The following is a 22516-nucleotide window of genomic DNA, read 5'->3' as shown; positions in this document are numbered from 1 at the left end:
CTTCCGGTTCCGGTCGGTCTAACGGCTCCGGCGGTTGTGGCGCGGGGACAGGAAGCCCGCGTCGCGCGCTCCCGCGATCAGCCTGAGCGACTTGCGGCGGCTGCGGCCGGCCGCGCCCATCACGGTGAGCACCGGGTCCCGCCCCTCTCGCTGCGCGGCACGGTAGGCGTCGGCGACGACGCGGCGCCCGGAGCTGCCGCGCGGCCACGAGGGGCGCGCGTGCCGGGTGGCGGGGACGTCCTCCCGGGGGTCGCCCGGCTGCGTCGGCTCGGTCCGCCCGACGGATCCCGGGACCGGGCCCCGCGGCACCCTGACAGCGCAGGGCGACGGTGCGATCCTGAAACCGTCCCGAGGTCGCCTCGCGGAAGGAGCGCCACCGTGCTGCAGGTCGCCGTCGTGGGTTCGGGCCCCAGCGGGGTGTACGCCGCGCAGTCCCTCGTCCAGCAGGACCGGGTGCCGGGGGTGCGGGTCGACGTGCTCGACCGCCTGCCCTGCCCGTACGGCCTGGTCCGCTACGGAGTGGCGCCGGACCACGAGAAGATCAAGTCGCTGCAGAACAATCTGCGCACGGTCCTCGAACACGAGCGCGTCCGCTTCCTCGGCTCCGTCGAGATCGGCCCCGGAGCGCTGCCCCCGGCCCGGCTGCTCGACCTCTACCACGCGGTGGTGTACTGCGTCGGCGCGGCGGCGGACCGCGGGCTCGGGGTGCCCGGCGAGGACTTGCCGGGCAGTTACTCGGCGACCGAGTTCGTCTCCTGGTACAGCGCGCATCCGGACGCGATGACGGACCGGGGCGCGCGGGCCGGCTTCGTCCGGGACGTGGAGTCCGCCGTCGTCATCGGCGTCGGCAACGTGGCGGTGGACGTCGCCCGGATGCTGGTGCGCGGCGCCGCCGAACTGCTCCCCACCGACATGCCGGACGCGGCGCTCGGCGTGCTCGCGGACAGCCGGGTGCGCGAGGTGTCCGTGGTGGGGCGGCGCGGGCCCTCGCAGGCGCGGTTCACCACCAAGGAGCTGCGCGAGCTCGGCGCCCTCCCGGACACCGAAGTCGTGGTGGATCCGGCGGAGTTGGCGCTCGATCCGGCGTACGGCGACCCGTCAGGGCTGCCCGCCGCGAGCCGCCGCAACGTCGAGGTGCTGCGCGGCTGGGCCGACCGTCCGCCGCAGGGTCTCGCCCGGCGGATCAGGCTGCGCTTCTTCCTGCGGCCGGCCTCGCTGACGGCGGGCGCACAGGGGCATGTCGGCGCGGTCCGGTTCGAGCGCACGCTGCCGGACGGCCGGGGCGGGGTGACGGGGTCGGGGCAGTACGAGGACGTCCCGGCCCAGCTCGTGCTGCGCTCGGTCGGCTATCGCGGGGTGCCGATCGAGGGGCTGCCGTTCGACGCGGAGCGCGGCACGGTGCCGCACGCGGCGGGCCGGGTGCTGCGTGAGGGGGTGCCGTCACCCGGTGAGTACGTGGCCGGCTGGATCAAGCGGGGCCCGACCGGCGTCATCGGCACCAACCGCCCGTGCTCCAAGGAGACGGTGACGTCCCTGCTGGACGACGCCCCCGCGCTGGCGGCGCGGCAGGTCGCCGCGGACCCCCTGGCGGGGCTGCGCGCGGCGGGGCTCGGGCCGGTCGAGTGGCCGGGCTGGCTGGCGATCGAGCGCGCGGAGGCGGAGCTCGGACACACGCTGGGGCGCGGCGTGGTCAAGATCCCGGACTGGGAGGGGCTGCGGGCGGCGGCGACGCGTACTCCGTAGCGCCGTACGACCGCCCGACCTGCCCGCTCGCCCCTATCGCGGGCCGGCCCCTGGCCCGACTCAGCCCCCGGCCGCCAGCCGCTCGTCCTGGCGGGCGGCCGCGGCGAGGACGCTGTCGAGGAGGCCGGGGAAGAGCGCGTCCAGGTCGTCGCGGCGCAGCACGTTCAGCTTCGCGGTGCCCCGGTAGAGCTGCCGGATTACCCCACTCTCGCGCAGCACCCGGAAGTGGTGCGTACAGGTGGACTTGGTGACGGGCAGGTCGAAGTACGAACAGGAGAGCCCGTCCGCCCCCTCCTCGCGGGCCAGTTCCCGCACCACCCGCATCCGCATCGGGTCGGCGAAGGCGTGCAGCACCCCTTCCAGGCGGACCTCGTCGGGCCCGGGATGGGCGAGCGTCCTGCTGCTCGCGCTGCCTGTCGCGGCGGCGGTCGTCATGGCGGCTCCACTTCGTCCTGTGCGCCCGGGGCCCCGCCCGGACGTTCCCTGGGCTCCATTGTACGAGAGTCACCGTAGTTTGACAGGTGACGTACTACGAGGGTTATCGTACGACGAGTACTTCCGTCGTCGTGAGCGAATGGAGCCCGCCGTGAGCGCGCTGTTCGAGCCGTACACCCTGCGATCCCTGACGATCCCGAACCGGATCTGGATGCCTCCGATGTGCCAGTACTCGGCGGCGCCCGACGGGCCCGAGGCCGGGGTCCCGCAGGACTGGCACTTCGCGCACTACGCGGCGCGGGCCGCCGGCGGCACGGGCCTGATCATCGTCGAGGCCACCGCCGTGAGCCCCGAGGGCCGGATCAGCCCGTACGACCTGGGGATCTGGAACGACACCCAGGCCCGCGCGTTCCGTCGCACCACGGACTTCCTGAAGAGCCAGGGCACCGTGCCGGCCATTCAGCTCGCCCACGCCGGCCGCAAGGCGTCCACCGAGCGCCCGTGGAAGGGCGGCGCCCCGATCGGGACGGACGAGGGCGGCTGGCAGCCCCTCGCCCCGAGCGCGGTCGCCTTCGCCGAGGGGCACCCCGTCCCCGCGGAGCTCACCGTCGAGGAGATCCGCGAGGTCGTCGGCCAGTTCGCCGAGGCCGCGCGGCGCGCGCTGGACGCCGGGTTCGAGGTCGCCGAGCTGCACGGCGCCCACGGCTACCTGATCGGCGAGTTCCTCTCGCCGCACAGCAACAAGCGCACCGACGTGTACGGCGGCTCGTACGAGAACCGCACCCGCCTCGCGCTCGAAGTCGTCGACGCGGTGCGGGCGGTGTGGCCGCAGGACAAGCCGCTGTTCTTCCGCATCTCCGCCACCGACTGGCTGGACGAGGCGGGCTGGACGGCGGACGAGACCGTCCGCTTCGCCGACACGCTCAAGGAGCACGGCGTCGACCTGCTCGACGTCTCCACGGGCGGCAACGCCTCGGGCGTCAGGATCCCCGTCGAGCCCGGCTACCAGGTGCCGTTCGCGGCGCGGGTGAAGGCCGAGACGGCCCTGCCGGTCGCCGCGGTCGGCCTGATCACCGAGGTGGCCCAGGCCGAGAAGATCCTCGCCAACGGCGAGGCCGACGCCGTCCTGCTGGGCCGGGAGCTCCTGCGGGACCCGTCGTGGGCGCGGCGCGCGGGACGCGAGCTCGGCGCCGAGGTGCACGTGCCGGACCAGTACCACCGCTCCGTCTGACGGCTGCCGCACGCCGAATGCCGCGTCGCCGCCCGGTTAGCCCCGGGCGGCGCGGGGCACCCGTTCGCCGAACCTCATCCGATACGGTCGGATCCCATGCGGCGCGGGAGGGCGGGCCATGACCGCGGAGCGACTTCCGGAGCACGAGCAACGCGTACTGAGCGAGCTGGAGGACTCACTCCGGCTCGACCGGGCCTTTCGGATCCGCTGGCAGCTGCGGTGTGGGCTCCCCCGTCTGCGGCGTCACGTGCGGGCCGTACTGACGCATACGCCGCACCCGCTCACCGTGGCGTTCCTCGCCGTGCTGAGCGGCACGCTGCTCGTCATCGGGCTCCGCACCTCCACGCCAGGCATCGTCTGGGCCTTCGCCGGGCTGTGGGCGCTCACGCTGGTCGGCGTGCTGCGCCTGCTGTGCCCGTGGACGGACCGCGTCCCGAACGACCCGTGAGCCACCGTCACTCGGGAATGGCCGCCAGGGTGAAGGAGTGGCCCATCGGGTCGGAGTAGGTCCGGGTGTCGCGCGGCCCGCTGTTGTCCTTGGTGTCGACGGGACGCGCGCCGAGGCCGATCGCCTCGCGCTCCGCCTCGTCCATGTCGTCGCGCGCCACCATGATCCGCAGATGCGCCTGCTGCGAGTCCTCGGGCCGGGGCCAGCTCGGCGGGATGTAGTCGCGCTCCCGGTGCACCGCGAGGCAGACCCCGCTGTCATTGGTGACCTCGACGTAGTCCGGGTCCTTGCTCAACCGCGTCTCGGCGCCCAGCAGTCCGGCATAGAACTCGGCGAGCCGCTCGGGCTCCGAGCAGTCCAGTACGAGCACGGTGTTCTTGTGAACGGTCATACGAACCGGATCCCCCGCACCGCCCCCTCCAAACGGCGCGCGGTTCCCGCCACTTGTGGCCGCCGGCCCGCCTCACTTCATCCACTCACCCTCACTTCATCCACTCACCCTCGTACCGTGCGTACGTGCCGTCGTGTGTGGCCAGGTGGACGAACTGGTCCACGTACGCCGTGAACTCGTCGTCGCCGCGCGGTGTCGCGTATGCCTTCTCCGAGAAGGTGAAGGGCTTGTCGGGGTGGAGGGAGCAGAGTTCGGGGTGGATCTTCGACTGGTAGCGCGTCTCGCTCGCGTCCGTCATCATCACGTCCGCCCGGCCGTCGACGATCTCCTGGAAGATCGTGGTGTTCTCCGGGTGCAGCTTGATCGTCGCCCGCTCGATGTGGGCGCGGGCGAACTCCTCGTTCGTGCCGCCGGGGTTGACGACGACCGTCGTGCCGGGCTTGTCGATGTCCTTCAGTGTGCCCGCGCCGAACTTCTCCTTGTCCGCGCAGCGCACGATCGGGGTCTTGCCGTCCTCGCGCGTCGGCTCGCTGAAGGCGACCTGCCGGGCGCGCGGCAGGGTGATGGAGACACCGCCGACGCCGATGTCGCACCGCCGCGCCGCCACGTCCCCGGTCAGCTTCGCCCAGGTCGTGGCCACGAACCTCGGCTTCGCGCCGAGGCTCTTCGCCAGGTCGCGCGCCATCGAGATGTCGACACCGCGGTACGTGCCGTCGGCGGGGTCCCGCTTGGTGAAGGGGGCGTAGTCACCGGTCGTGCAGACCTTCAGGATCCCCTTCTTCGGGACGGAGTCCAGGAGGCTGCCGTGCTGGCGGGCCGCACGGTCCGGCCGCGCGCCCGCCGCGGAGGAAGCGGAGGGAGCGGCGGGTGCGGCGGCCGTGACGGCCAGCAGGCAGACCAGGGCGGACAGGGTGGCGGCACGCTTCACAGGGGGCTCCTCTGCGGTGGGGGCGGACGGCTGGGGAGATCACCCTCGCAGACCCTCATCCGCGGATGAACCCCCTTCTCACGGAGCGAGCGGCGTGAGGAAGGCCGGGGTCAGGTCCGGCTCCCCGCCGGCGTACGCGTCCTCGTCGAACGGGTACAGGGGCCGCTCCACCCGGTGATGGCCGAGGCGCAGCAGGTCCTGGTCGACGCCGCCCGGCGTCAGGGCGAGCAGCCAGTCGGCCGCCATGTCGTACAGCTCGGGCTCCAGGTAACCGATCTTCACGGCCACGATGTCGTACGTACGGGGGTCGATGCCGAGGCCGCCCTCGGCGGGGCCCAGGAAGTCGGCCAGGGTGTGGAACGGCTTGCGGCGCTCGACCAGGATGACCGTGAGGCCGCCGCGGCGCACGGCCGCCATGTCGACGCCGCGGTCGTACGCGCCGCCCTCCGCACGGTCCTTCTGGTCGGCGGCGCGCTGCAACGCGACGACGGTGCCGGTCAGTTCGTACGGTCCGCCGTGGTGCGCGTCCACCTTGCCGCCGACGCTCAGCGTCACCTCCGCGCCCACGCCCGCCTCGAAGCAGCGCGCGACGGCGACCGGGTCGGTGATGCCGGGGTGGACGGCGGTGACCTCGCCGGAGCGGATCGCGTCGTTCTCCAGGAGCTTGCCGAGCATGTACGCGAGGTCGCCCGCGCCGCCCGCCGTCGGGTTGTCGCCCGAGTCGCTGATCAGGAAAGGCCGCTTCGGTGAGGCCACCGCGCGCTCCACGCACTCCTCGGCGGTGCCGGTCGGGCCGACGAAGACGAAGTCGCGGCGGGCGTCCCAGTACCGGCGGGCGAGCTTCTCGGCCTCGGCGGCGGCGAGTTCGGCGTCCTCGCCGGTGACGACGATGGCGGCCTTGCAGCGCGGCTCGTCGGCCCAGGCGTAGCCGACCCACATCGCGGCGTCGAGGATGCCGGGCCGCCGCTCGATCTCGGCGAGCGACGCGTAGAGGGACGCCGCGGGCTCCAGGCGGGTGCTGGTCTTCTCGCCGGGGAGCAGGACGGGCACCTGGACCCAGGCGCGGTGCGGGCGGGTGCCGTCGAGGAGGCAGCGCACGAGGTTGCGGGCGGCGCGCTCGCGGGTCTCCCAGGCGTCCTCGTGCGGGGCGAGGCGGTGCGCGGTGAGGAGGTCGACGGGGTCGGCGAAGCGGCGTGAGACGTTGCCGTGCAGGTCCATGGCGGTGGAGATCATGGGGCGGCCGGTGCCGTCCGGGGTGCCGACCGCGTCGAGTGCGGCGCGGACCGCCTCCGTCAGGTCGGCCTCGGCGTCGGTGAGGCCGACGACGCTCATCGCGCCGTGGATGTCGTACACGAGGCCGTCGAGCGGTCCCGCTTCCCGGATGCGCGCGACGAGTTCGTCCTTGAGGATCAGGTACGACTCGGCCTCCACCGGGCCGCCGGGCAGGGAGGTCGCGTGCAGCAGGGGAACCCATTCGACGGTCGCGGCGAGGTCGCAGTCCGCGCGCGTCCAGGTGTAGCGGTCGAGGAGCTGTTGGCCGCGGGTCTGGCGGAAGTCGTCCGTGGTGGAGCGGTGCGGGCAGAACGTGGACGACTCGATGCCGATGCCGCCGATGCCGATGCGCAGGCGGCGGGGGTGTGCGGAGGGGGTCATGCGGGTGCGCTCTCTTCCTGGTGGGCGGGGGCGTGGCCGGCCGGGGCGGTCGGGAGGTGGTGGCGCAGGGCGGTGAGGCCGGCGCCGAGCAGGCCCGCGTCGGCGCCGGTGACGGTGGTGGTGATCTCCAGGTCGGCGGTGGCGAGCGGCAGGCAGCGTTCGTAGAGGACGCCGCGCACGGCGGCCACCAGGGGTTCGGCGGTGGCGAGGACGCCGCCGAGGGCCACGGCCTGCGGGTTGAAGAAGTTGACGACGACGGACAGGACGGTGCCGATGTGCCGTCCCGCGGTGCGGACGAGGGTGGTGGCCTGCGGGTCGCCGTCCGCCACGAGCCGCAGCAGGTCGGCGGTGTCGTGCACCTCGACGCCCTGCAGGGCGAGTTCGCGGATGAGGGCGGCGCCGCTCGCGACGGTCTCCAGGCAGCCGATGTTGCCGCAGCTGCACGGGCGGTCGCCCGCCGCGTCGACGCGGACGTGACTGATGTCGCCCGCGCTGCCGTTCGCGCCGTCGTGCGGCCTGCCTGCCGAGATGACGCCGCTGCCGATGCCGCGCCCGGCCTTGACGACGACGAGGTGGTCGAGTCCGGGGCGGGCCACGCGGTGCTCGCCCACGGCCATCATCGTGGCGTCGTTGTCGACCGTGACGGGGATGCCGAGCCGCTCGGCGAGGACGTCGCGCAGCGGGTAGCGGTGCCAGCCGGGCATGCGGGACGGGCTGAGGACGCGGCCGGTGGCGGGCTGTACGGGGCCGGGGAAGGCGACGCCGAACGCGCGCACCGTGCGGCCCTCGGCGCGTCGGCGGGCCACGAACTCCTCGGCCTGTCCGCAGAGCCAGTCGACGGCGGACTCGGGCCCGGCGGTGATGTCGTGCGGCAGGTCGACGGCGTCGGTGACCTCGCCGCCGAGGTCGACGACGCCGAGCCGCGCGTGATGGCTGCCGAGGTCCGCAGCGAGGGCGACGCCGCCCTGCGGGGCCACGCGCAGCAGCCGGGGCCTTCGCCCGCCGCGCGATGCGCCCTCGCCGGACTCGGAGAGCAGCCCGGCGTCGACGAGTTCCTGCACCCGCAGGGAGACCGTCGAGGGGGCGAGGCCCAGTTCGCGCACGAGGTCCGCCCGGGACGTGGCCGCGCCCGAGGAGACCAGATGCACGATGTGCTGCGCCGATCCCGGCTCCCCGAGTGGTGTTCCGGTCATGGCGCCCCCAGTTGCTTCGACATGTTCGTTCGACAACAGGACGAACACTAAGTCGGACCGAACCAAGTTGACCAGCCCTCCCCGGTTTTCCACTTCTTGCCGAATGAAGCTATTGACTTGTTTTTCACCGGCGGCCTAGCGTTCGGGCGCCGCCCCGTCGTTCTCCGGCACGGGCCGGCCCCGTCCCCCTTGGAGGCCCATCGCCATGCGCTCACTCAGGTCCGCGGCGGCCGCGCTGCTCGTCCTCGCGGCGGCCCTCGCCGGCTGCACCCGCGAGGGCGGCAGCATCGACATGGGCCCCACCGGCGGCACGCCCGTCGAGGGCGGCACGGCGACGATGGCGCTGCCGCCGGCCGCCACGCCCAACTGGATCTTCCCGATCGGCGCGCCCGGTTACGGCGCCTCGTACAACTACGGAATCCAGTCGCTGCTCTTCATGCCGGTCTACGACGCCGTGCAGGACAAGGCGAAGGGCGAGCTGACCACGCACGGCCCCAGCACGCTCGGCCTGGAGCCCAAGTACAGCGACGGCAACAAGACCGTGACGGTGCCGCTGCGCGAGGGCGTCAAGTGGTCCGACGGGAAGCCGGTCACCGCCCGCGACCTGGAGTTCTGGTTCCACCTGGTCAAGGCCAACAAGGCGGACTGGGGCAGTTATTCGGTCGGGACGATGCCGGACAACGTCAAGCGGTTCGAGACGCTCGACGACCACACGGTGCGGCTCCACCTGACCCGCGCGTACAACCCGGACTGGTTCACGGCCAACCAGCTCACCCTGCTGAGGGCGCTGCCCCAGCACGCCTGGGACGCGAGGACCGACGGCGGGAAGGTCGGCGACTGGGACCGTACGCCCGCGGGCGCCAAGGCCGTCTTCACCCGGCTGACCCAGCACGCCAAGAGCCTCGGCTCGTACGCCTCCGACCCGCTCTGGAAGACGGTCAACGGGCCCTGGAAGCTTGCCGGCTGGCGTGACAGCGGCCAGGTCACCATCGTGCCGAACGAGAAGTTCACCGGCCCGAAGGCGGAGCGCCCGCACCTGGACAAGGTGGTCTTCAAGCCGTTCACGACGGCCGACTCCGAGTACAACGTGCTGCGGTCCGGCGGTGTCGACTACGGCTACATCCCGCCGTCGGTGATGGCACAGAAGGAGAAGTTCGAGGGCAAGGGGTACCGGGTCGATCCGTGGGAGGGCTGGGCGGCGACGTACATCGTCTACAACTTCAACTCCTCCCACGGCGGTTCGACGATGGACCAGCTCTACATCCGCCAGGCCATGCAGCACCTCGTCGACCAGAAGGCGATGAGCGACGTCATCTGGCAGGGCAGCGCGACACCGACGCTCGGCCCGGTGCCGGTGACGCCCAAGAGCCAGTACCTCTCACCGGAGATGGCGGAGAACCCGTATCCGTTCTCCGTCGCCAAGGCCAAGTCGCTGCTGACGCGGCACGGTTGGCGGATCGAGGACGGCACCGCGCGCTGCGTGCGCCCCGGCACCGGACCGGACCGGTGCGGCAAAGGCATCGGGCGGAACACCCCGCTGAAACTGACCCTGCTCTCCCAGTCCGGTTCGACCGAGACGACGAACATGATGCAGGAGCTCAAGTCGTCGCTCTCCAAGGCCGGCATCGACCTGACCGTGCGCCAGCAGCCGCTGAACTCGGTGCTCGGCAACTCCGTGCCGTGCAAGGCCAAGGACCCCGGCTGCGACTGGGACATGTCGTTCTTCGGGACCGCCGGCAGCTGGTACTACCCACTCAACCCCAGCGGCGAGCAGCTCTTCTCCACGGGCGCCTCCGCCAACTTCGGCAACTACAGCGACAAGAAGGCGGACCGCATCATCCGGGGCGTGCAGTACTCCCCCGACATGAAGGCCGTGCACGAGTACGGCGAGTACCTCGCGGAGCAGCTGCCCGTGATGTGGATGCCCAACCCGGCGTACCAGGTGTCGGTGATCCGCAACGACCTGCGCGGCGTCTCGCAGAACCCGACCGTCACGTTCGCGCCCCAGCACTGGTACTACGTCAAGAAGAAGGGAGCCGAGAAGTGACCGGCTTCACCGGCTTTCTGGTCAAGCGCCTCCTCCAGGCGATCGTCGTCCTCTTCCTGGTGTCGGTCATCGTCTTCGTGCTGCTGCATCTGCTGCCGGGCGGCCCGGCGCGCGCGATCCTCGGCCCGAAGGGCACGCCCCAGCAGATCGAGCACTTCAACCACCAGCAGGGATACGACCGTTCGCTGCCGATGCAGTACGCGATGTATGTGAAGCGGCTGCTCACCGGGGACCTCGGCGAGTCCTTCAAGCTCAACTCGCCCGTCTTCGACCTGCTGAAGCAGCGGCTGCCGAAGACGCTGCTCCTGACGGTCCTCTCCACCGCGCTCGCGGTCGTCATCGCGGTGCCGCTGGGCCTGCTGCAGGCCGTCCGGCGCGGCAAGGCGTCCGACTACGCGCTCACGGGCCTCGCCTTCCTGATGTACGCCACGCCGGTGTTCTTCCTCGGCCTCATCATGATCATCCTGTTCGCGCAGGTCCTTCCGGTCTTCCCGGCGGAGGCGCCGCAGGGCGAGACGATCGGCCAACTCCTCGGAGACTTCACCGGGTTGGTCCTTCCGGTGGTCACGATGGCGTTCGGCATCATCGCGATGTTCAGCCGCTACATGCGCTCGGCGGTGCTGGACAACCTCAGCGAGGAATTCGTCCGCACCGCGATGGCCAAGGGCCAGTCGAGCCGCCGGATCATGGTCCGGCACGTCCTGCGCAACGCGCTGATCCCGCTCGCCACGCTCCTCGGTCTCTACCTCCCGACCCTCTTCAGCGGCGCCCTCGTCGTCGAGTCGATGTTCAACTACCCGGGCATGGGGCTGCTGTTCTGGAACGCGGCGCAGGGATCCGACTTCCCCGTCCTGCTCGGCGTGACGCTCGTCGTCGGTGTCGCCACCGTCGTCGGCTCGCTGCTCACCGATGTCCTGTACGCCGTCCTCGACCCCCGGATACGGAGCGTGGCATGAGTACCACGGTCACCCCTGTCACCGCGCCGGGCCATGAGGACGCCGCGCAGGCCACGCCCTCGCTGGCCCGCCGCACCCTCCGGGTCTTCACCGGCAACAAACTCGCCCTGACGGGCGTGGTGGTGCTGCTCCTGCTGCTCGCGTTCAGCTATCTCGGGCCGCTGGTGTACGACACCGAGCAGATCCACACCGACCTCGCGCAGGCGAACCTGTCACCGGGCAGCTCCGACCACCTCCTCGGCACCACCGACCTCGGCTACGACATGGTCGGCCGGCTGATGGTCGCCGGGCAGACCTCCCTGGAGATCGGTCTGGCGGCCGGCCTCCTCGCCACCCTCTTCGGCACCGTCTACGGCGCGATATCCGGCTACTTCGGCGGCTGGGTGGACGCCGCGATGATGCGGATCACGGACGCCGCGCTCGCCATCCCCGCGATGTTCCTGCTCGTCGTGGTGGCCGCGATCATCACCCCCAGCAAGGGCGTCCTCGTCGTGATCATCGCGGCGGTGGCGTGGCTGTCCCCCGCCCGGCTGGTGCGCGGCGAGGCGCTCTCGCTGCGCGACCGCGAGTACGTGCAGGCCATGCGGATGATGGGCGGTGGCGGCACCCGCGCCGTTTTCCAGCACATCGTGCCGAACGCGATCGGCACGGTCATCGTCAACTGCACCTTCCAGATCGCCGACGCGATCCTCTACGTCAGCTATCTCGCGTTCCTCGGCCTGAGCATCCCGCCGCCCTCGGCCGACTGGGGATCGATGCTGTCGGCCGGCATCACCTACACGCAGAACGGCTACTGGTGGCTGATCTTCCCGCCGGGCATCGCGATCGTGCTGGTCGTCGCCGCGTTCAACTTCATCGGCGACGGGCTGCGGGACGCGTTCGACGTACGGCTGCGGAAGTAACAGGAGAGACGAGAAGATGACCGAGCCCCTGCTCTCCATCGAGGACCTGCGCGTCGACATCGCCTCGCGCGAGCGCACCGTCCACGCCCTCGACGGCGTCTGCCTGTCCCTCGCCCCCGGCGAGGCCCTGGGCGTCGTCGGCGAGTCCGGCTGCGGCAAGACGATGACCGCGCTCAGCGTTCTCGGACTGCTGCCGCCGGGCGGCGAGATCACCGCCGGGCGCGTCCTGTTCGACGGCCAGGACCTCGCCACCGCGGCCGCCCCCGTCCTCCAGGACGTCCGCGGCAACACCATCGGCATGGTCTTCCAGGACCCGCTGACCTCCCTCAATCCCACGATGACCATCGGCGCGCAGGTGGCGGAGCCGCTGCTCCTGCACCGCCCCGGCATCGGCAGGAAGGAGGCCTGGGCGCGCGCCCAGGAGATGCTGCGCCTGGTCGGCATGCCCCAGCCCGCCGAGCGCATGAAGGCCTACCCGCACCAGCTGTCCGGCGGCATGCGCCAGCGCGTGGCGATCGCCATGGCGCTGGTCTGCGAGCCGAAGCTGCTGATCGCGGACGAGCCGACGACCGCCCTCGACGTGACGACACAGCACCAGATCCTGGAGCTGATCGACGACCTGCGCACCCGCCTCGGCATGGCGATGATCCTGGTCACCCACGACCTGGGCGTCATCGCCAACCGGGTGGACCGGGTCGCGGTGATGTACGCGGGCAAGGTCGCCGAAGAGTCCGACGTACGCGGTCTGTTCGCGCGCCCGCGCCACCGCTACACCGAGGCGCTGTTCGCCGCGCTGCCCGAACGCGCCGCCGACCGGGGCACCGAACTGCACACCATTCCGGGCCTGCCGCCGAACCTGGCGGTACCCCCGGCCGGCTGCCGTTTCGCGCCGCGCTGCACCTTCGCCACCGACGCCTGCCGCGCCGAGGAGCCGCAGCTCGTGGCCGACCCGGTGCAGGGCGCGGAGCACCGGTTCGCGTGCTTCCACCCGGTGCCGGACGTCGTCGCGTCCGAGGACGACGTGGTGCTGCCCCCGCCCGTGCCGGCCACCGGCGCCCCCGGTGACGTACTCCTCGAACTCGACACGCTGGTCAAGGAGTTCCCGCTCAAGGGCGGCGCTTTCTCGCGCAGCCGGGGCACCGTCAGCGCGGTCGGCGGGGTGTCGCTCACCGTCCGCAGGGGCGAGACGTTCGGCATGGTCGGCGAGTCCGGCTGCGGCAAGACGACGCTCGGGCGGATCGTCGCGGGCCTGGAGGAGCCGACCGGCGGCGCGGTGCGGTTCGACGGCGCCGACCCGGCGCGGATGTCGCGGGCGCAGCGGCGCGCGCACCGACGCCGCGTCCAGCTGATGTTCCAGGACTCCACCGCCGCGATGGACCCGCGCATGCGGGTCGGCGAGATCCTGCGCGAGCCGCTCGTCATCCAGGGCGTCGGCGACCGCGCGGAGCGCGAGAAGCTCGTCGCCGAACTCCTCGACGCCGTCGGGCTTCCGCGCGGCGCGGTGCACCGCTACCCGCACGAGTTCTCCGGCGGCCAACGCCAACGCCTCGGCCTGGCGCGGGCGTTGACGCTCTCACCGGACCTGGTCGTGGCGGACGAACCGGTGTCCGCGCTCGACGTGTCCGTACAGGCGCAGATCCTCAACCTGATGCGCGATCTGCAGCGCGAGCGCGGCCTGACGTATCTGTTCATCTCGCACGACCTGGCCGTCGTGCGCCATCTGGCGGACACCGTCGGCGTGATGTACCTGGGCAAGCTCGTCGAATCGGGTCCGGCCGAGCGCGTGTACGCGCATCCGCTGCACCCCTACACACGCGGACTCCTGGACACGGTCAACCTGCCCGACCCCGAGGCGGCCACCGGTGCCGCACGCACCCCCCTGGAGGGCGAGACCCCGTCCGCGGCGAAGCCCCCGTCGGGCTGCCGCTTCCGCACCCGCTGCCCGCTCGCGCAGGACGTGTGCGCCACGACCGAACCGGAGGCCCGCACACCGAACGGCGAGGGACACCAGGTGGCCTGCCACTTCCCCCCGGAGCGCGTGCCGGAGGCGGACCTCGCCCGGGGCTGAGCCGGCCCACGGATGACCTTGCAGCCGGCCCACGGATGACCTTGCGTGCGGACGGCCTCCCGTCCGGGGCCTCGCCTCGATCCGGCCGCGGTGCTAGCCTGGGTACCACCTAACAGTGTTAGGCAGCGTGCCTCGCCGGTCCGCGGGGCACGGTCAGGGCGCCGTCCCCAGGGGGTTACGTGACTGCCGAGGCATCCGCTCCGATCGGCCTCCCCGGAGGCCCGTACGACCCGCCGCACGCCAGGGTGCTCTCCCTCGCCGCGGCGAAGTGGGTGTCCCAGCCCCTCTCCGTGCTCACCTCGCTGGGCGTCGCGGACGTCCTCGCCGAAGGTCCGCTCCCCGTCGCGGAGATCGCCTCGGCCGTCGGCGCGCACGCCCCCGCGCTGCACCGCTGCCTGCGCGCCACGGCCTCGGTGGGCGTCTTCGAGGAGCTCGCCGACGGGCGGTTCGGGCTGACGCCGATGGCCGACTGTCTGCGCAAGGACACCCCGACTCCCATCCGCAACTGGGTGCTCATGCTCACCGAGGGCCCGATGTGGGACTCCTTCGGCCGGCTCCTGGACACCGTGCGCACCGGGTGCCCCGCCTTCGAGGCCGCCCACGGCATGCCGCTCTTCGAGCACCTCGACAAGAACGTCGCCTTCCGGTCGGTGTACGAGAGCGCGATGGGCGAGCTCACCTCGGAGCTCGCCGCCGAACTCGCGCCCGCCCTCGACTTCGGCGCGTACGGCACGCTCGTCGATCTCGGCGGCGGGGACGGCGAGTTGCTCGGCACGCTGCTCGCCCACGCCCCCGGGAGCACCGGCGTCCTGGTCGAACGGCCGCACGTCATCGACCTGGCCCGCGAGCGGCTCGACCGGCTCGGCCTCGCGGACCGGGTGCGCCTGGTGGCGGGCGACGCGACCGGGGACGTCCCGGCGGGCGGCGACGCGTACCTCATCAAGAACATGCTGCACTGCTTCGACGACGCCACCGCCCTCACCGTGCTCCGCAAGGTCCGTGAGGCGGGCGGCGACGGCGCCCGGCTCTTCGTCATCGAGGCCGTCGTGCCGCCGGGCAACGGCTTCCACTGGGCCAAGCTCATCGACATCGAGATGCTCGCCGACAACGACGGACGCGAGCGCGGCGAGGACGAGTGGCGCGACCTGCTGCGCCGCGCGGGCTTCACGCTGGAGCGCGTCCTGCCCGCGACACCGCCCCAGTCGGTGCTGATCGCCCGGCCCGCGGAGTCGACCTGATCCATTCCCCGTACCGCATCCATCCCGACCTCAAGGAGGCAACTCCCATGCGAGCACCGTGGAAGGGCGACCCCGTGGAACGGGCCCGCAACCGCGCCCGGCAGCGTGTCCTGCAGAAGAAGCAGGACGAGGAGCAGGCCCGCAACCGCGAGCGCCAGCAGCGCGAGCAAGCCGAACGGGACGCCCGGCAGAACGGCAACAGTTAGAAGCCGGAGCCGCGGCTAGGAGCCGCGGCTAGGAGTCGCGTCCCGCGAGCCGGTCCCGCAGGCCGTCGAGCAGCCGGTCCAGGCCGTAGTTGAAGCGCGCCTCGATGTCGGGGCGCGCCAGCCGGGCGCCGACCGCGACCACGTTCGGATACTCCTGCGCCGACAGGCCGGCGAGCCGCTCCCGCGCCGCCTCGAGGAACTCCATGGGATCGGCGCCGCGCGCCACGTCCGCGGAGAGCGGCGACGTCTCGTGCAGCACGAAGCCCTGCACGTACTGCGTCAGGGAGTAGAGCGAGTCCGCGGTGTCCTGGTCGTCGAAGCCGGCGCCGCGCACCACGCCGAGGATGACCTCCGCGTGCCGCAGGAAGTGCGGCCCCAGCTGCAGCCGGCCCGCGAGGACCCGGCCCGAGTCCCGCTTGGACAGCAGGTACTTGCGGTACTCCTGCATCATCTCGCGCAGCCCGGTCTGCCAGTCGCCGTCGTCGGCGGGCACATGGACGTCGAGGCGCAGATCGGCGAGGAGGGAGTCGGCGAGCAGGTCGAGCAGCTCGTCCTTGTTGCGGACGTACCAGTACAACGAGGGCGCCTGGATGGACAGTTCGTCCGCGAGGCGGCGCATCGACAGGGCGTCGAGGCCGTCCCGCTGGAGCGTGCGCTGCGCCGCCGCGGTGACGGCCTCCAGCGTGATGGACGGTCTCGGCTGGCGCCGGGCCGTGTTGGCGGCTCGCTGGCCTGGCATGCGCCGACCCCCTCTGGTTCCCGGTCTCCCGGTCCGCTGATGTTCTCTAACCATGTTAGAGGAACGGGGTGGCCGGACGTACGTCCCGCCACCCCGCCCGGCACCTTCACCCGGTCCTCACCTCAGGTGCGGCAGCACCTCGTCCCGGAAGAGCCGGAAGCTGCGTTCCATCGTCGCGCCGTCCTGGCCGCCGAAGTCCACCTGCCACAGGAACGTGTCGACGGACAGGAAGTCCCGCAGTTCGGTGGCGCGGGCGAGGACGGTGGCGGGTGAGCCGACGACGGCGGTGCCGAGGCTGCGGAAGTCCGCGATGTCGAGGTTGCGCAGGGTCAGGGCCATCTGGGAGTACGTCGGATAGTCCTTGGACGAGGTGTGCATCCAGGCCTCGGCGGCCTCGGCCCACACCGTCAGGTACTCGCGCAGCAGCGGGTCGGCGGTGGCGTACGCCTCGTCGTCGGTCTCGGCGACGTACAGCGGGATGGAGACGGCGACGCGGGGGCGCGGCGCCTCGGGGCCGGAGCCGTGCACGTCCTCGAAGGTGTCGAGGTAGACCTCCACCAGATCCCGTACGCCCGCGAGGTCCTGCTGCCGCGGCGGGGGCGTCACCAGGAGCCCGAAGCCCTGTTCGGCGAGCCAGGCGAAGCTCTGCCGGGAGCGGACCGCCGCGCCCCACACGGGCGGGTGCGGGCGCTGGACGGGGCGCGGCAGCGAGGTCGCGTCCCGGAAGGAGAAGAACGGGCTGTCCTCGCTGACCTTCTCCTCGGTCCACAGCCGCAGGACGGCCGCGATGGTGTCGTTGAACCGGTCGCGGCTCTCGTCCATGGACACCCCGAACGCCGCGAACTCGTACGGCATCCAGGCCCGCGCGAACCCGACCTCCAGGCGGCCGCCGCTGATGGCGTCGACCATCGCGGTGTGCGCGGCGAGCTGGATGGGGTGGTGGAAGGCGGGCAGGACGCAGCCGGTCATCAGGCCGATCCGCTCGGTCTGGGCGGCGACGGCGGCGAGGAAGGTCAGCGGGCTGGGACAGTAGCCGCCGTAGTCCTTGAGGTAGTGCTCGGTCATCTTCACGTAGTCGAGGCCGGCCTCGTCCGCGAGCCGGGAGATCCGCAGCACGTCCTGGTAGTACTCCTGGGCGCCGCGCGTCGCCGGCCTGCAGTCGGGGAGCAGCGAGATGCCGTGTTTCATGGTCGTTTCCTCTCGGTCGGGATGAGCAGCGCGAGAAAGGCGGCGTCGGCGGCGAGCAGCGGCACGAGCGTCCCGGTGCGCCAGTACAGGACGGCGTGGACGGCCGGTACGAGGAGGGCGGGCACCCAGCTCTCCGGGGTGAGGCGGCGACCCTTGGGGGCGCCGCGCACGCGGAGGGCGGCGTGCGCGAGGACCGCCACGGCGACGGCGGCCACCGCGCCCGATCCGCGCAGCGCTTCGATGAGTGCCGGCCGGAAGGCGGTCTCCTCCCCCGCCACGGCAAGGGCGAGCGCGGCGACGGCCCAGCGGGCGCCGGGTCCGCTCACGCGTGCGCGTGCCTCGTCGGCGGCGTGCCCGCGCGCGAGGCCGAGCCAGTGGGTCTGCCCCGCGGCGGAGGCGGGGCGTGGGGCGCGGCTCTCCCGGGCGGCCGTCCTGGCCGGGTCCGTCTTCGGCCGGGAGCGGGGGCCGCGCAGGGTGTCGCCGAGGCGCCGGGCGGCACGCCCCGCGGCGGTGTGGCGCAATCCTGCGCCGATGTCCGCGGCGAGTCCCGCGAGGAAGGCGGCGGCGGCGAACTCGCCACAGCCCAGGGCGAGTCCGAGGACCACCAGCGCCGCGTCGACGCCGCTGAGCCCGCCGAGCCCCAGGTCCCCCGGGAGCACGCCGAGCGCGAGAGCCACGGCGATGACCAGGGCCCCGGCGACCGCTCCGGCCACCGAACGGGCCCGGCCCGGCGCGAGCCGGGCGCCCGCTCCGGCGCCCCCTCCCGAGAGCCGTCCCGCGAGCCACGGGGCGAGCACCCCGTAGGCCGACGCGACCACACCCACCAGCACACCACCCGTGACCGCCCAGGGCAGTTGGGCCGCGGCGCTCATGAGCGGGCCGGCCGGGGGCGGGCGGGTCCGGAGGGGCGCACCGTGTTCTGGTAGCGCCATATGCGGGCGTTGAACAGGGCGTGGGTGACGACCGCGCCCAGGACGTTGCCGGTCAGGAGGGTGAGGGCGAGCGCGGTCAGCGACAGCGGGAGCTTCGCGGCCACCTGGGCCCAGCCGAAGAAGATGTGCGAGAGAGCGAACGCCGCCGTGGCGAGGACGAGCAGCAACGCCCGTACGGCCAGGGCGCCTTGGGTCAGCGCCACGCCGGTGAGCGCGCCCCGGAAGACACACTCCTCCAGGGCGCCGACGGCCACCAGCCACGCCAGCGGCAGCGCCACGTCGCTGTCGCGGCGGTTCGCCGTCCAGCGCCGCTCGGTCGCCGTCGGCGGCGCGGCCCCGGCGAGCCGGGCGGCGGGGCCGACCGCGCGGGTGCCGCGGGTGCGGGGTGCGGGCGGCGCGGCGGGCGGCGCCGGCCGTGCGACGGCGCGGCGCCCGAGACGCCGGGTGACCGCCGTGTCGGCGGCGGCCACCAGGGGCGCGGCCGCCGCGCCGAGGGCCAGGCCGGCCGGCAGCCCCCAGGCGGGGCCGTGGCCGAGCGCGCCGGGGCCGAGCACGAGCAGGCCGAGCCCGGTCACGGCGGCGAGCACGGCCGCGTACACCTGGAGCGTGTGCACCCCGCGACGGTCGAAGAAGCGGACGTGCAGGTGGGAGGCGAGCGCCAGGGCGCTGAGCGCGCACAGGACGAGTGCGGTCAGTGCCGTGTCGCGCAGCTCAGGGATATGGATGAGGGACGTCATCGGTGAAGCCCCCGTAGTCGGCGAAGCGCGGATGGGCGGCGGGTACGGCGCTGGGCAGGGGGAGGCTCACGGTGTCCGGGGACCACACGCGCATCGCATGGAACCCGAGGGCCCGCAGGTCGCAGGTGGTCAGGTCGCCGAAGTAGAGCTGTTTCCCGGAGAGCCGGAAGGCGTCGACGAGGGTGCGCACCGCCTCCTTGACGGGGCGGTCGTCGTCCGGTGGCAGGTCGGAGGCGGGCCGCTCGGTGTGGGCGGCGAAGCGGCGTTCGACGGTCCGGGCGCCGTTGGACGTCGCGTACAGGCCGACGTTGCCTTCGAGGTCGTAGATGTCGGCGTCCGCGGGCGTGCCCTCGACGGCCTGCTCGACGGCCACCCATGCCGCGAGCCACTGCACGCCCGCCGCCTCCAGCAGGGCCCGGTACATGGCGCGGGCGAGCGAGGCGCCGCTGCCGAGGCCGATCGCCACCTCCGGGACCAGACCCGGGGGCTGGCGCAGCAGACAGGCGATGGTGAAGCCGGGCAGGTCGGGGCTGGGCAGCGCGTGGAACTCGGGGCGCGGAGCACCCGCCGGGAAGTACGTGTCGACGATGCCGTCGACGTGCCGGGTGCGTTCGTCGGGGCGGATCAGGACGGAGTCGGTGTGCCCGTACCAGTGCCCCATCGCCGCGTCGACCTGCACGACCTCCTCAAGTGCCGCGCGCAGGGCGGCTTGTGGGGTGGTGTGGGTGGCGGTGCCGGTGGTGACGGCGGGCAGCGTCCAGGGCTCCTCGCGCTCGCGCACGTAGCCGAGGAGGAAGCGCTGTGCGGGCACCCAGCAGGGTTCGCCGTCGACGAGCGAGCCGACCCGCACCCAGCCCGACGCGGCGTCCGGGTCGAAGGGCGAGAAGGGGAAGCCGTCGCGCGCGTACTGCTCCTCGGTGAAGAGCTCGAAGGCGGAGCGCGGCAGCAACGGTTCGCCTTCGGCGGCGAGTTGGGAGTACGGGGCGTGCCGCGCCGTGAACCTGCCGTCCAGGGCGGCCGCGTAACCGGAGTAGCGCTCCAAGGTCTCTGCCAGCGAGCGGATGTGGCTCTCGAACGGGAAGATGCCGTAGCCGCCGATGTGGTAGCTGCCCGCCTTGGGCGGCGGCTGGTCCTGGCGGACGTGCACGCCCGTCATGTCGGCGGTGCCCACCAGGAGCCGCGGCCCGCCCGGGTAGCGGGTGAGGAACCCCATGGACGTGGTGAGCCCGCACAGCGGCCCGTGCATGCGGCGGCGCAGCCGGTGGACGCGGGTGTTCTCGTCCTGGTGGACCGTGAGCCGCATCAGTCCTCCAGCCAGGTGCGCGGGTCGAAGTGGAGCGTCTCGTCGTCCCGTTCGGGCACCGGGCCGCAGCCGGGGCAGCCGGGCAGCGGCAGCACGCTCTGGTAGGAGATCTCCATGCTCGGCAGGTAGCAGCCGAGGACCTGCTCGATGGTGAACGTCGAGCCGCAGCTGAGGTAGTTGGTCGCCTCCAGGGCGAGGTGCGAGCAGAGCAGCGCCTGCACCGGGCCGTAGACGGGCGGGGCGCCGGCGTGTACCGCGGAGCGCACGAGGGCCTCCTTGTAGCGCTGATAGCCCGCGCTCTCCCGGAGGTTCATCGTCACGCGCGTCTCGAAGCACTCGAAGCACGCGGACCGTCCGGCCACCATGGTGGGCCCGACGAAGAGGAACGGCCCGTCGACGGCGGCGTACGTCCAGCTGATCCCGGCGGCACGGGTGAGCCGGTTGAGGACCTGGGCGCGGACCGGGTCGACGGTCCTCTCGGCGAGCAGCAGATACCGGCCGCGCCACGGGGCGAGGATCTCGACGGCCTCGTCGAAGGCCAGGCCGTCGTGGAGCACGGCGGGGGCGAGGGCGTCGAGGCGGGCGCGCACCGGGTGGTCGGGGCCGGGTATCAGGACGTCGCCGGCCACGTCGTGGGGCAGTAACGCGGCGGTGCGCTCGGCGAGTTCGGTGTCGCCGAGCAGGACGACACCCTCGGCGACCGGTGTCTGGCCGCGGCCGCCGAGGGTGGCCATGGTGTCGAGGTAGGCGTCGAGGGCGCTGCTCGGGCCCTCCTCGATGGCGTCGAGACCGTAGAGGTGGTCGACGAGCGCCTCGACCTCTACGCGGGAGACGCCTTCGCGCTTGGCGAGGTCGCGCCGGGAGAGCGTCCCGTCGAGTCCGCTGACGAGGTTGAAGAGTTTGCCGGAGCGGGAGTCGTCGGTGAGGGTGTACGACTTGGCGTTCCACACGCCGGTGCGCAGCTCGACCACGTCGGGGCTGTGGCCGACGACCGAGAACGAACGGCGCACGCGGGGCTGCCGGTTGTCTGACATGCAAAGGGCCTCTCTTCACGGGAGCCCGGGAGCCGGGGGCCCGGGGTCGGTTGTGCGGGTGGTCAGCCCGCGCCGAGCAGCACGGTGTGCAGCAGCGTCCGGTGCACTCCGTCGAGGTGCAGCGCCGCGTGCGCCTCGTCGTCGTAGAAGCCGGAGAAGTCCACGCTGTTCAGGCCGAGTCCGGTGGCGGCCAGGTGCGCGTTCTGGGCGATGCCGCCGGCCTCGTGGAACATCGAACGCATGCCGCGGGGGCCGTACTTGCGCATGGAGCGCCAGGGGTTGCCGACGAGCAGGAGGACGGCTGCCGCCCGCTCGAAGTCGATCGAGCCGTCCTGCGGGTCGAAGGAGGCGAGCAGCGGGGCGAGGGCGTCCGGCCCCGCCACGGTGGCGAGGGCGTCCTCGACGGGCAGGTGGCGGTGCAGGCCCCGTTCGAGGCCGTCGACGTTCAGGGCGGCGAGCCAGAGTTCGACGGGGTAGAGGCCGCCCGCGCTGGGAACGGTACGGAAGCCCATGGTCAGGGGCGAGCCGTCGGCGAGCTCGATGTCGGCCTCGGCCGTGACGCACCCCGCGAAGCGGAGGACGGTGGCGAGGTCGTCGAAGGGTACGGGGGCGCCGGAGAAGTCACGGCCGCTGCGCCGGCTGAAGACGGCGTGGTCGAGCGGTGCCGTGGTGTCCGTGCCCTCGGGCAGCGGAGTGCGTGGGGCGCCCTGCCGCGGCAGGCGGCCCTGGCGGGACTGGACGACCGCCATGACATCGGAGAAGTAATAGCCGATGGAGAGCAGGGACGAACGGTCCCAGCGTCGCATTCTGGTGGCAATCAAGAACTCTTCCGCGAGCCGTTCGGCGGCGTCCGACGAAAGATTCTCGAAGCGCATGGAATTTGTTTGCAGGCCGACACCCTGCACATGCGGGCTCATCGTCCGATAGGCGCTCGCGGCCACCGAAGCCTGAACAAGACGCGAATCCGCAGGGGTATCCGCATCGCTCATGTAATTCGCTCCTTGCATTCATTCGCCGTCGTGTGCGACGTTCCGTCGTCACCGAAGTGGGGAGCGGGACCGGGGGGGGGGGGGGGGGGGGGGGGGGGGGGGAAAGAAAGGGCCGGGGGAGTTCTGGGGAGCGATCAGCCACCAAAAAAAAAAAA

At 72.5% G+C, this 22516-nt stretch carries 22 protein-coding genes; 9 read left to right on the top strand and 13 right to left on the bottom strand.

The window, feature by feature from the left end:
• Positions 1–18 precede the first annotated feature (18 nt).
• Positions 19–309: a DUF6214 family protein gene (locus tag ACZ6CV_RS27130; protein ID WP_469253262.1), complete on the bottom strand. Its 291-nt coding sequence runs from the start codon at positions 307–309 to the stop codon at positions 19–21.
• A 69-nt stretch (positions 310–378) separates the two neighbouring features.
• On the opposite strand from ACZ6CV_RS27130, the gene ACZ6CV_RS27125 reads away from it, so the two are divergent.
• Positions 379–1743, top strand: coding sequence for an FAD-dependent oxidoreductase (locus tag ACZ6CV_RS27125; protein ID WP_469253261.1), 1365 nt, complete (start codon positions 379–381; stop codon positions 1741–1743).
• Between the two features lie 60 nt (positions 1744–1803).
• Here the strand turns inward: ACZ6CV_RS27125 and ACZ6CV_RS27120 are convergent, their stop codons facing one another.
• Positions 1804–2178, bottom strand: a complete 375-nt coding sequence (locus ACZ6CV_RS27120) for an ArsR/SmtB family transcription factor (RefSeq protein WP_355813211.1) — start codon at positions 2176–2178, stop codon at positions 1804–1806.
• 151 nt (positions 2179–2329) lie between these two features.
• Between ACZ6CV_RS27120 and ACZ6CV_RS27115 the strand changes: the two genes are divergently transcribed.
• Both ACZ6CV_RS27115 and ACZ6CV_RS27110 read left to right on the top strand, forming a co-directional pair.
• The gene (locus ACZ6CV_RS27115) at positions 2330–3409 is read left to right on the top strand and encodes an NADH:flavin oxidoreductase/NADH oxidase (RefSeq protein WP_469253260.1); all 1080 of its coding nucleotides are present in this window, start codon (positions 2330–2332) and stop codon (positions 3407–3409) included.
• A gap of 118 nt (positions 3410–3527) precedes the next feature.
• Positions 3528–3857: a hypothetical protein gene (locus tag ACZ6CV_RS27110; protein ID WP_362370194.1), complete on the top strand. Its 330-nt coding sequence runs from the start codon at positions 3528–3530 to the stop codon at positions 3855–3857.
• 7 nt (positions 3858–3864) lie between these two features.
• Here ACZ6CV_RS27110 and ACZ6CV_RS27105 read toward each other — a convergent pair whose 3' ends face one another.
• From ACZ6CV_RS27105 to ACZ6CV_RS27090, 4 genes are all read right to left on the bottom strand, one after another.
• On the bottom strand, positions 3865–4248 hold the full coding sequence (locus ACZ6CV_RS27105) for a VOC family protein (protein WP_362370197.1): 384 nt from the start codon (positions 4246–4248) through the stop codon (positions 3865–3867).
• 91 nt (positions 4249–4339) lie between these two features.
• Positions 4340–5176 (bottom strand): transporter substrate-binding domain-containing protein, encoded by an 837-nt coding sequence (locus ACZ6CV_RS27100; RefSeq protein ID WP_469253259.1) that lies wholly within the window; start codon positions 5174–5176, stop codon positions 4340–4342.
• 78 nt (positions 5177–5254) lie between these two features.
• A complete protein-coding gene (locus ACZ6CV_RS27095; protein WP_469253258.1) occupies positions 5255–6829 on the bottom strand; it encodes a M81 family metallopeptidase in 1575 nt (524 codons plus the stop codon).
• On the bottom strand, positions 6826–8022 hold the full coding sequence (locus tag ACZ6CV_RS27090) for an ROK family protein (RefSeq protein WP_469253257.1): 1197 nt from the start codon (positions 8020–8022) through the stop codon (positions 6826–6828). The genes ACZ6CV_RS27095 and ACZ6CV_RS27090 overlap by 4 nt, the downstream gene beginning before the upstream one ends.
• A gap of 205 nt (positions 8023–8227) precedes the next feature.
• Between ACZ6CV_RS27090 and ACZ6CV_RS27085 the strand changes: the two genes are divergently transcribed.
• The 6 genes from ACZ6CV_RS27085 to ACZ6CV_RS27060 all read left to right on the top strand — a co-directional run bounded on the left by ACZ6CV_RS27085 (position 8228) and on the right by ACZ6CV_RS27060 (position 15439).
• Entirely contained in the window at positions 8228–10069 is a 1842-nt protein-coding gene (locus ACZ6CV_RS27085; RefSeq protein WP_469253256.1) for a peptide ABC transporter substrate-binding protein, read from the top strand.
• Positions 10066–11025: an ABC transporter permease gene (locus ACZ6CV_RS27080; protein ID WP_469253255.1), complete on the top strand. Its 960-nt coding sequence runs from the start codon at positions 10066–10068 to the stop codon at positions 11023–11025. The genes ACZ6CV_RS27085 and ACZ6CV_RS27080 overlap by 4 nt, the downstream gene beginning before the upstream one ends.
• Positions 11022–11927, top strand: a complete 906-nt coding sequence (locus ACZ6CV_RS27075; protein WP_469253254.1) for an ABC transporter permease — start codon at positions 11022–11024, stop codon at positions 11925–11927. The genes ACZ6CV_RS27080 and ACZ6CV_RS27075 overlap by 4 nt, the downstream gene beginning before the upstream one ends.
• 16 nt (positions 11928–11943) lie before the next feature.
• The gene (locus tag ACZ6CV_RS27070) at positions 11944–13995 is read left to right on the top strand and encodes an ABC transporter ATP-binding protein (RefSeq protein ID WP_469253253.1); all 2052 of its coding nucleotides are present in this window, start codon (positions 11944–11946) and stop codon (positions 13993–13995) included.
• Positions 13996–14174: 179 nt separating this feature from the next.
• A complete protein-coding gene (locus ACZ6CV_RS27065) occupies positions 14175–15233 on the top strand; it encodes a methyltransferase (protein ID WP_469253252.1) in 1059 nt (352 codons plus the stop codon).
• 47 nt (positions 15234–15280) lie between these two features.
• A complete protein-coding gene (locus ACZ6CV_RS27060; protein WP_362370222.1) occupies positions 15281–15439 on the top strand; it encodes a hypothetical protein in 159 nt (52 codons plus the stop codon).
• Positions 15440–15467: 28 nt separating this feature from the next.
• On the opposite strand, the gene ACZ6CV_RS27055 is transcribed toward ACZ6CV_RS27060, so the two are convergent.
• From ACZ6CV_RS27055 to ACZ6CV_RS27025, 7 genes are all read right to left on the bottom strand, one after another.
• The gene (locus ACZ6CV_RS27055; RefSeq protein WP_469253251.1) at positions 15468–16178 is read right to left on the bottom strand and encodes a TetR/AcrR family transcriptional regulator; all 711 of its coding nucleotides are present in this window, start codon (positions 16176–16178) and stop codon (positions 15468–15470) included.
• Positions 16179–16295: 117 nt separating this feature from the next.
• Positions 16296–17366 carry an LLM class flavin-dependent oxidoreductase gene (locus ACZ6CV_RS27050; protein ID WP_362370228.1) on the bottom strand — a complete coding sequence of 357 codons (1071 nt, stop codon included), beginning with the start codon at positions 17364–17366 and terminating at the stop codon, positions 16296–16298.
• Positions 17363–18238: a CPBP family glutamic-type intramembrane protease gene (locus ACZ6CV_RS27045; RefSeq protein ID WP_469253250.1), complete on the bottom strand. Its 876-nt coding sequence runs from the start codon at positions 18236–18238 to the stop codon at positions 17363–17365. The genes ACZ6CV_RS27050 and ACZ6CV_RS27045 overlap by 4 nt, the downstream gene beginning before the upstream one ends.
• A complete protein-coding gene (locus tag ACZ6CV_RS27040) occupies positions 18235–19035 on the bottom strand; it encodes a CPBP family glutamic-type intramembrane protease (RefSeq protein WP_469253249.1) in 801 nt (266 codons plus the stop codon). The genes ACZ6CV_RS27045 and ACZ6CV_RS27040 overlap by 4 nt, the downstream gene beginning before the upstream one ends.
• Complete coding sequence (locus ACZ6CV_RS27035; RefSeq protein WP_469253248.1) at positions 19010–20338, bottom strand: YcaO-like family protein; 1329 nt, start codon at positions 20336–20338, stop codon at positions 19010–19012. Before ACZ6CV_RS27035 ends, ACZ6CV_RS27040 begins: the two co-directional genes overlap by 26 nt.
• The gene (locus ACZ6CV_RS27030) at positions 20338–21372 is read right to left on the bottom strand and encodes a TOMM precursor leader peptide-binding protein (RefSeq protein ID WP_469253247.1); all 1035 of its coding nucleotides are present in this window, start codon (positions 21370–21372) and stop codon (positions 20338–20340) included. Before ACZ6CV_RS27030 ends, ACZ6CV_RS27035 begins: the two co-directional genes overlap by 1 nt.
• A 62-nt stretch (positions 21373–21434) precedes the next feature.
• The gene (locus ACZ6CV_RS27025) at positions 21435–22247 is read right to left on the bottom strand and encodes a SagB/ThcOx family dehydrogenase (RefSeq protein ID WP_469253246.1); all 813 of its coding nucleotides are present in this window, start codon (positions 22245–22247) and stop codon (positions 21435–21437) included.
• Between the last annotated feature and the right edge of the window lie 269 nt (positions 22248–22516).

It is taken from the genome of Streptomyces sp. NPDC041713, from assembly GCF_055591085.1.
Note: the sequence above shows the minus strand (reverse complement) of the source record. Positions and strands in the feature narration are given on the sequence as shown.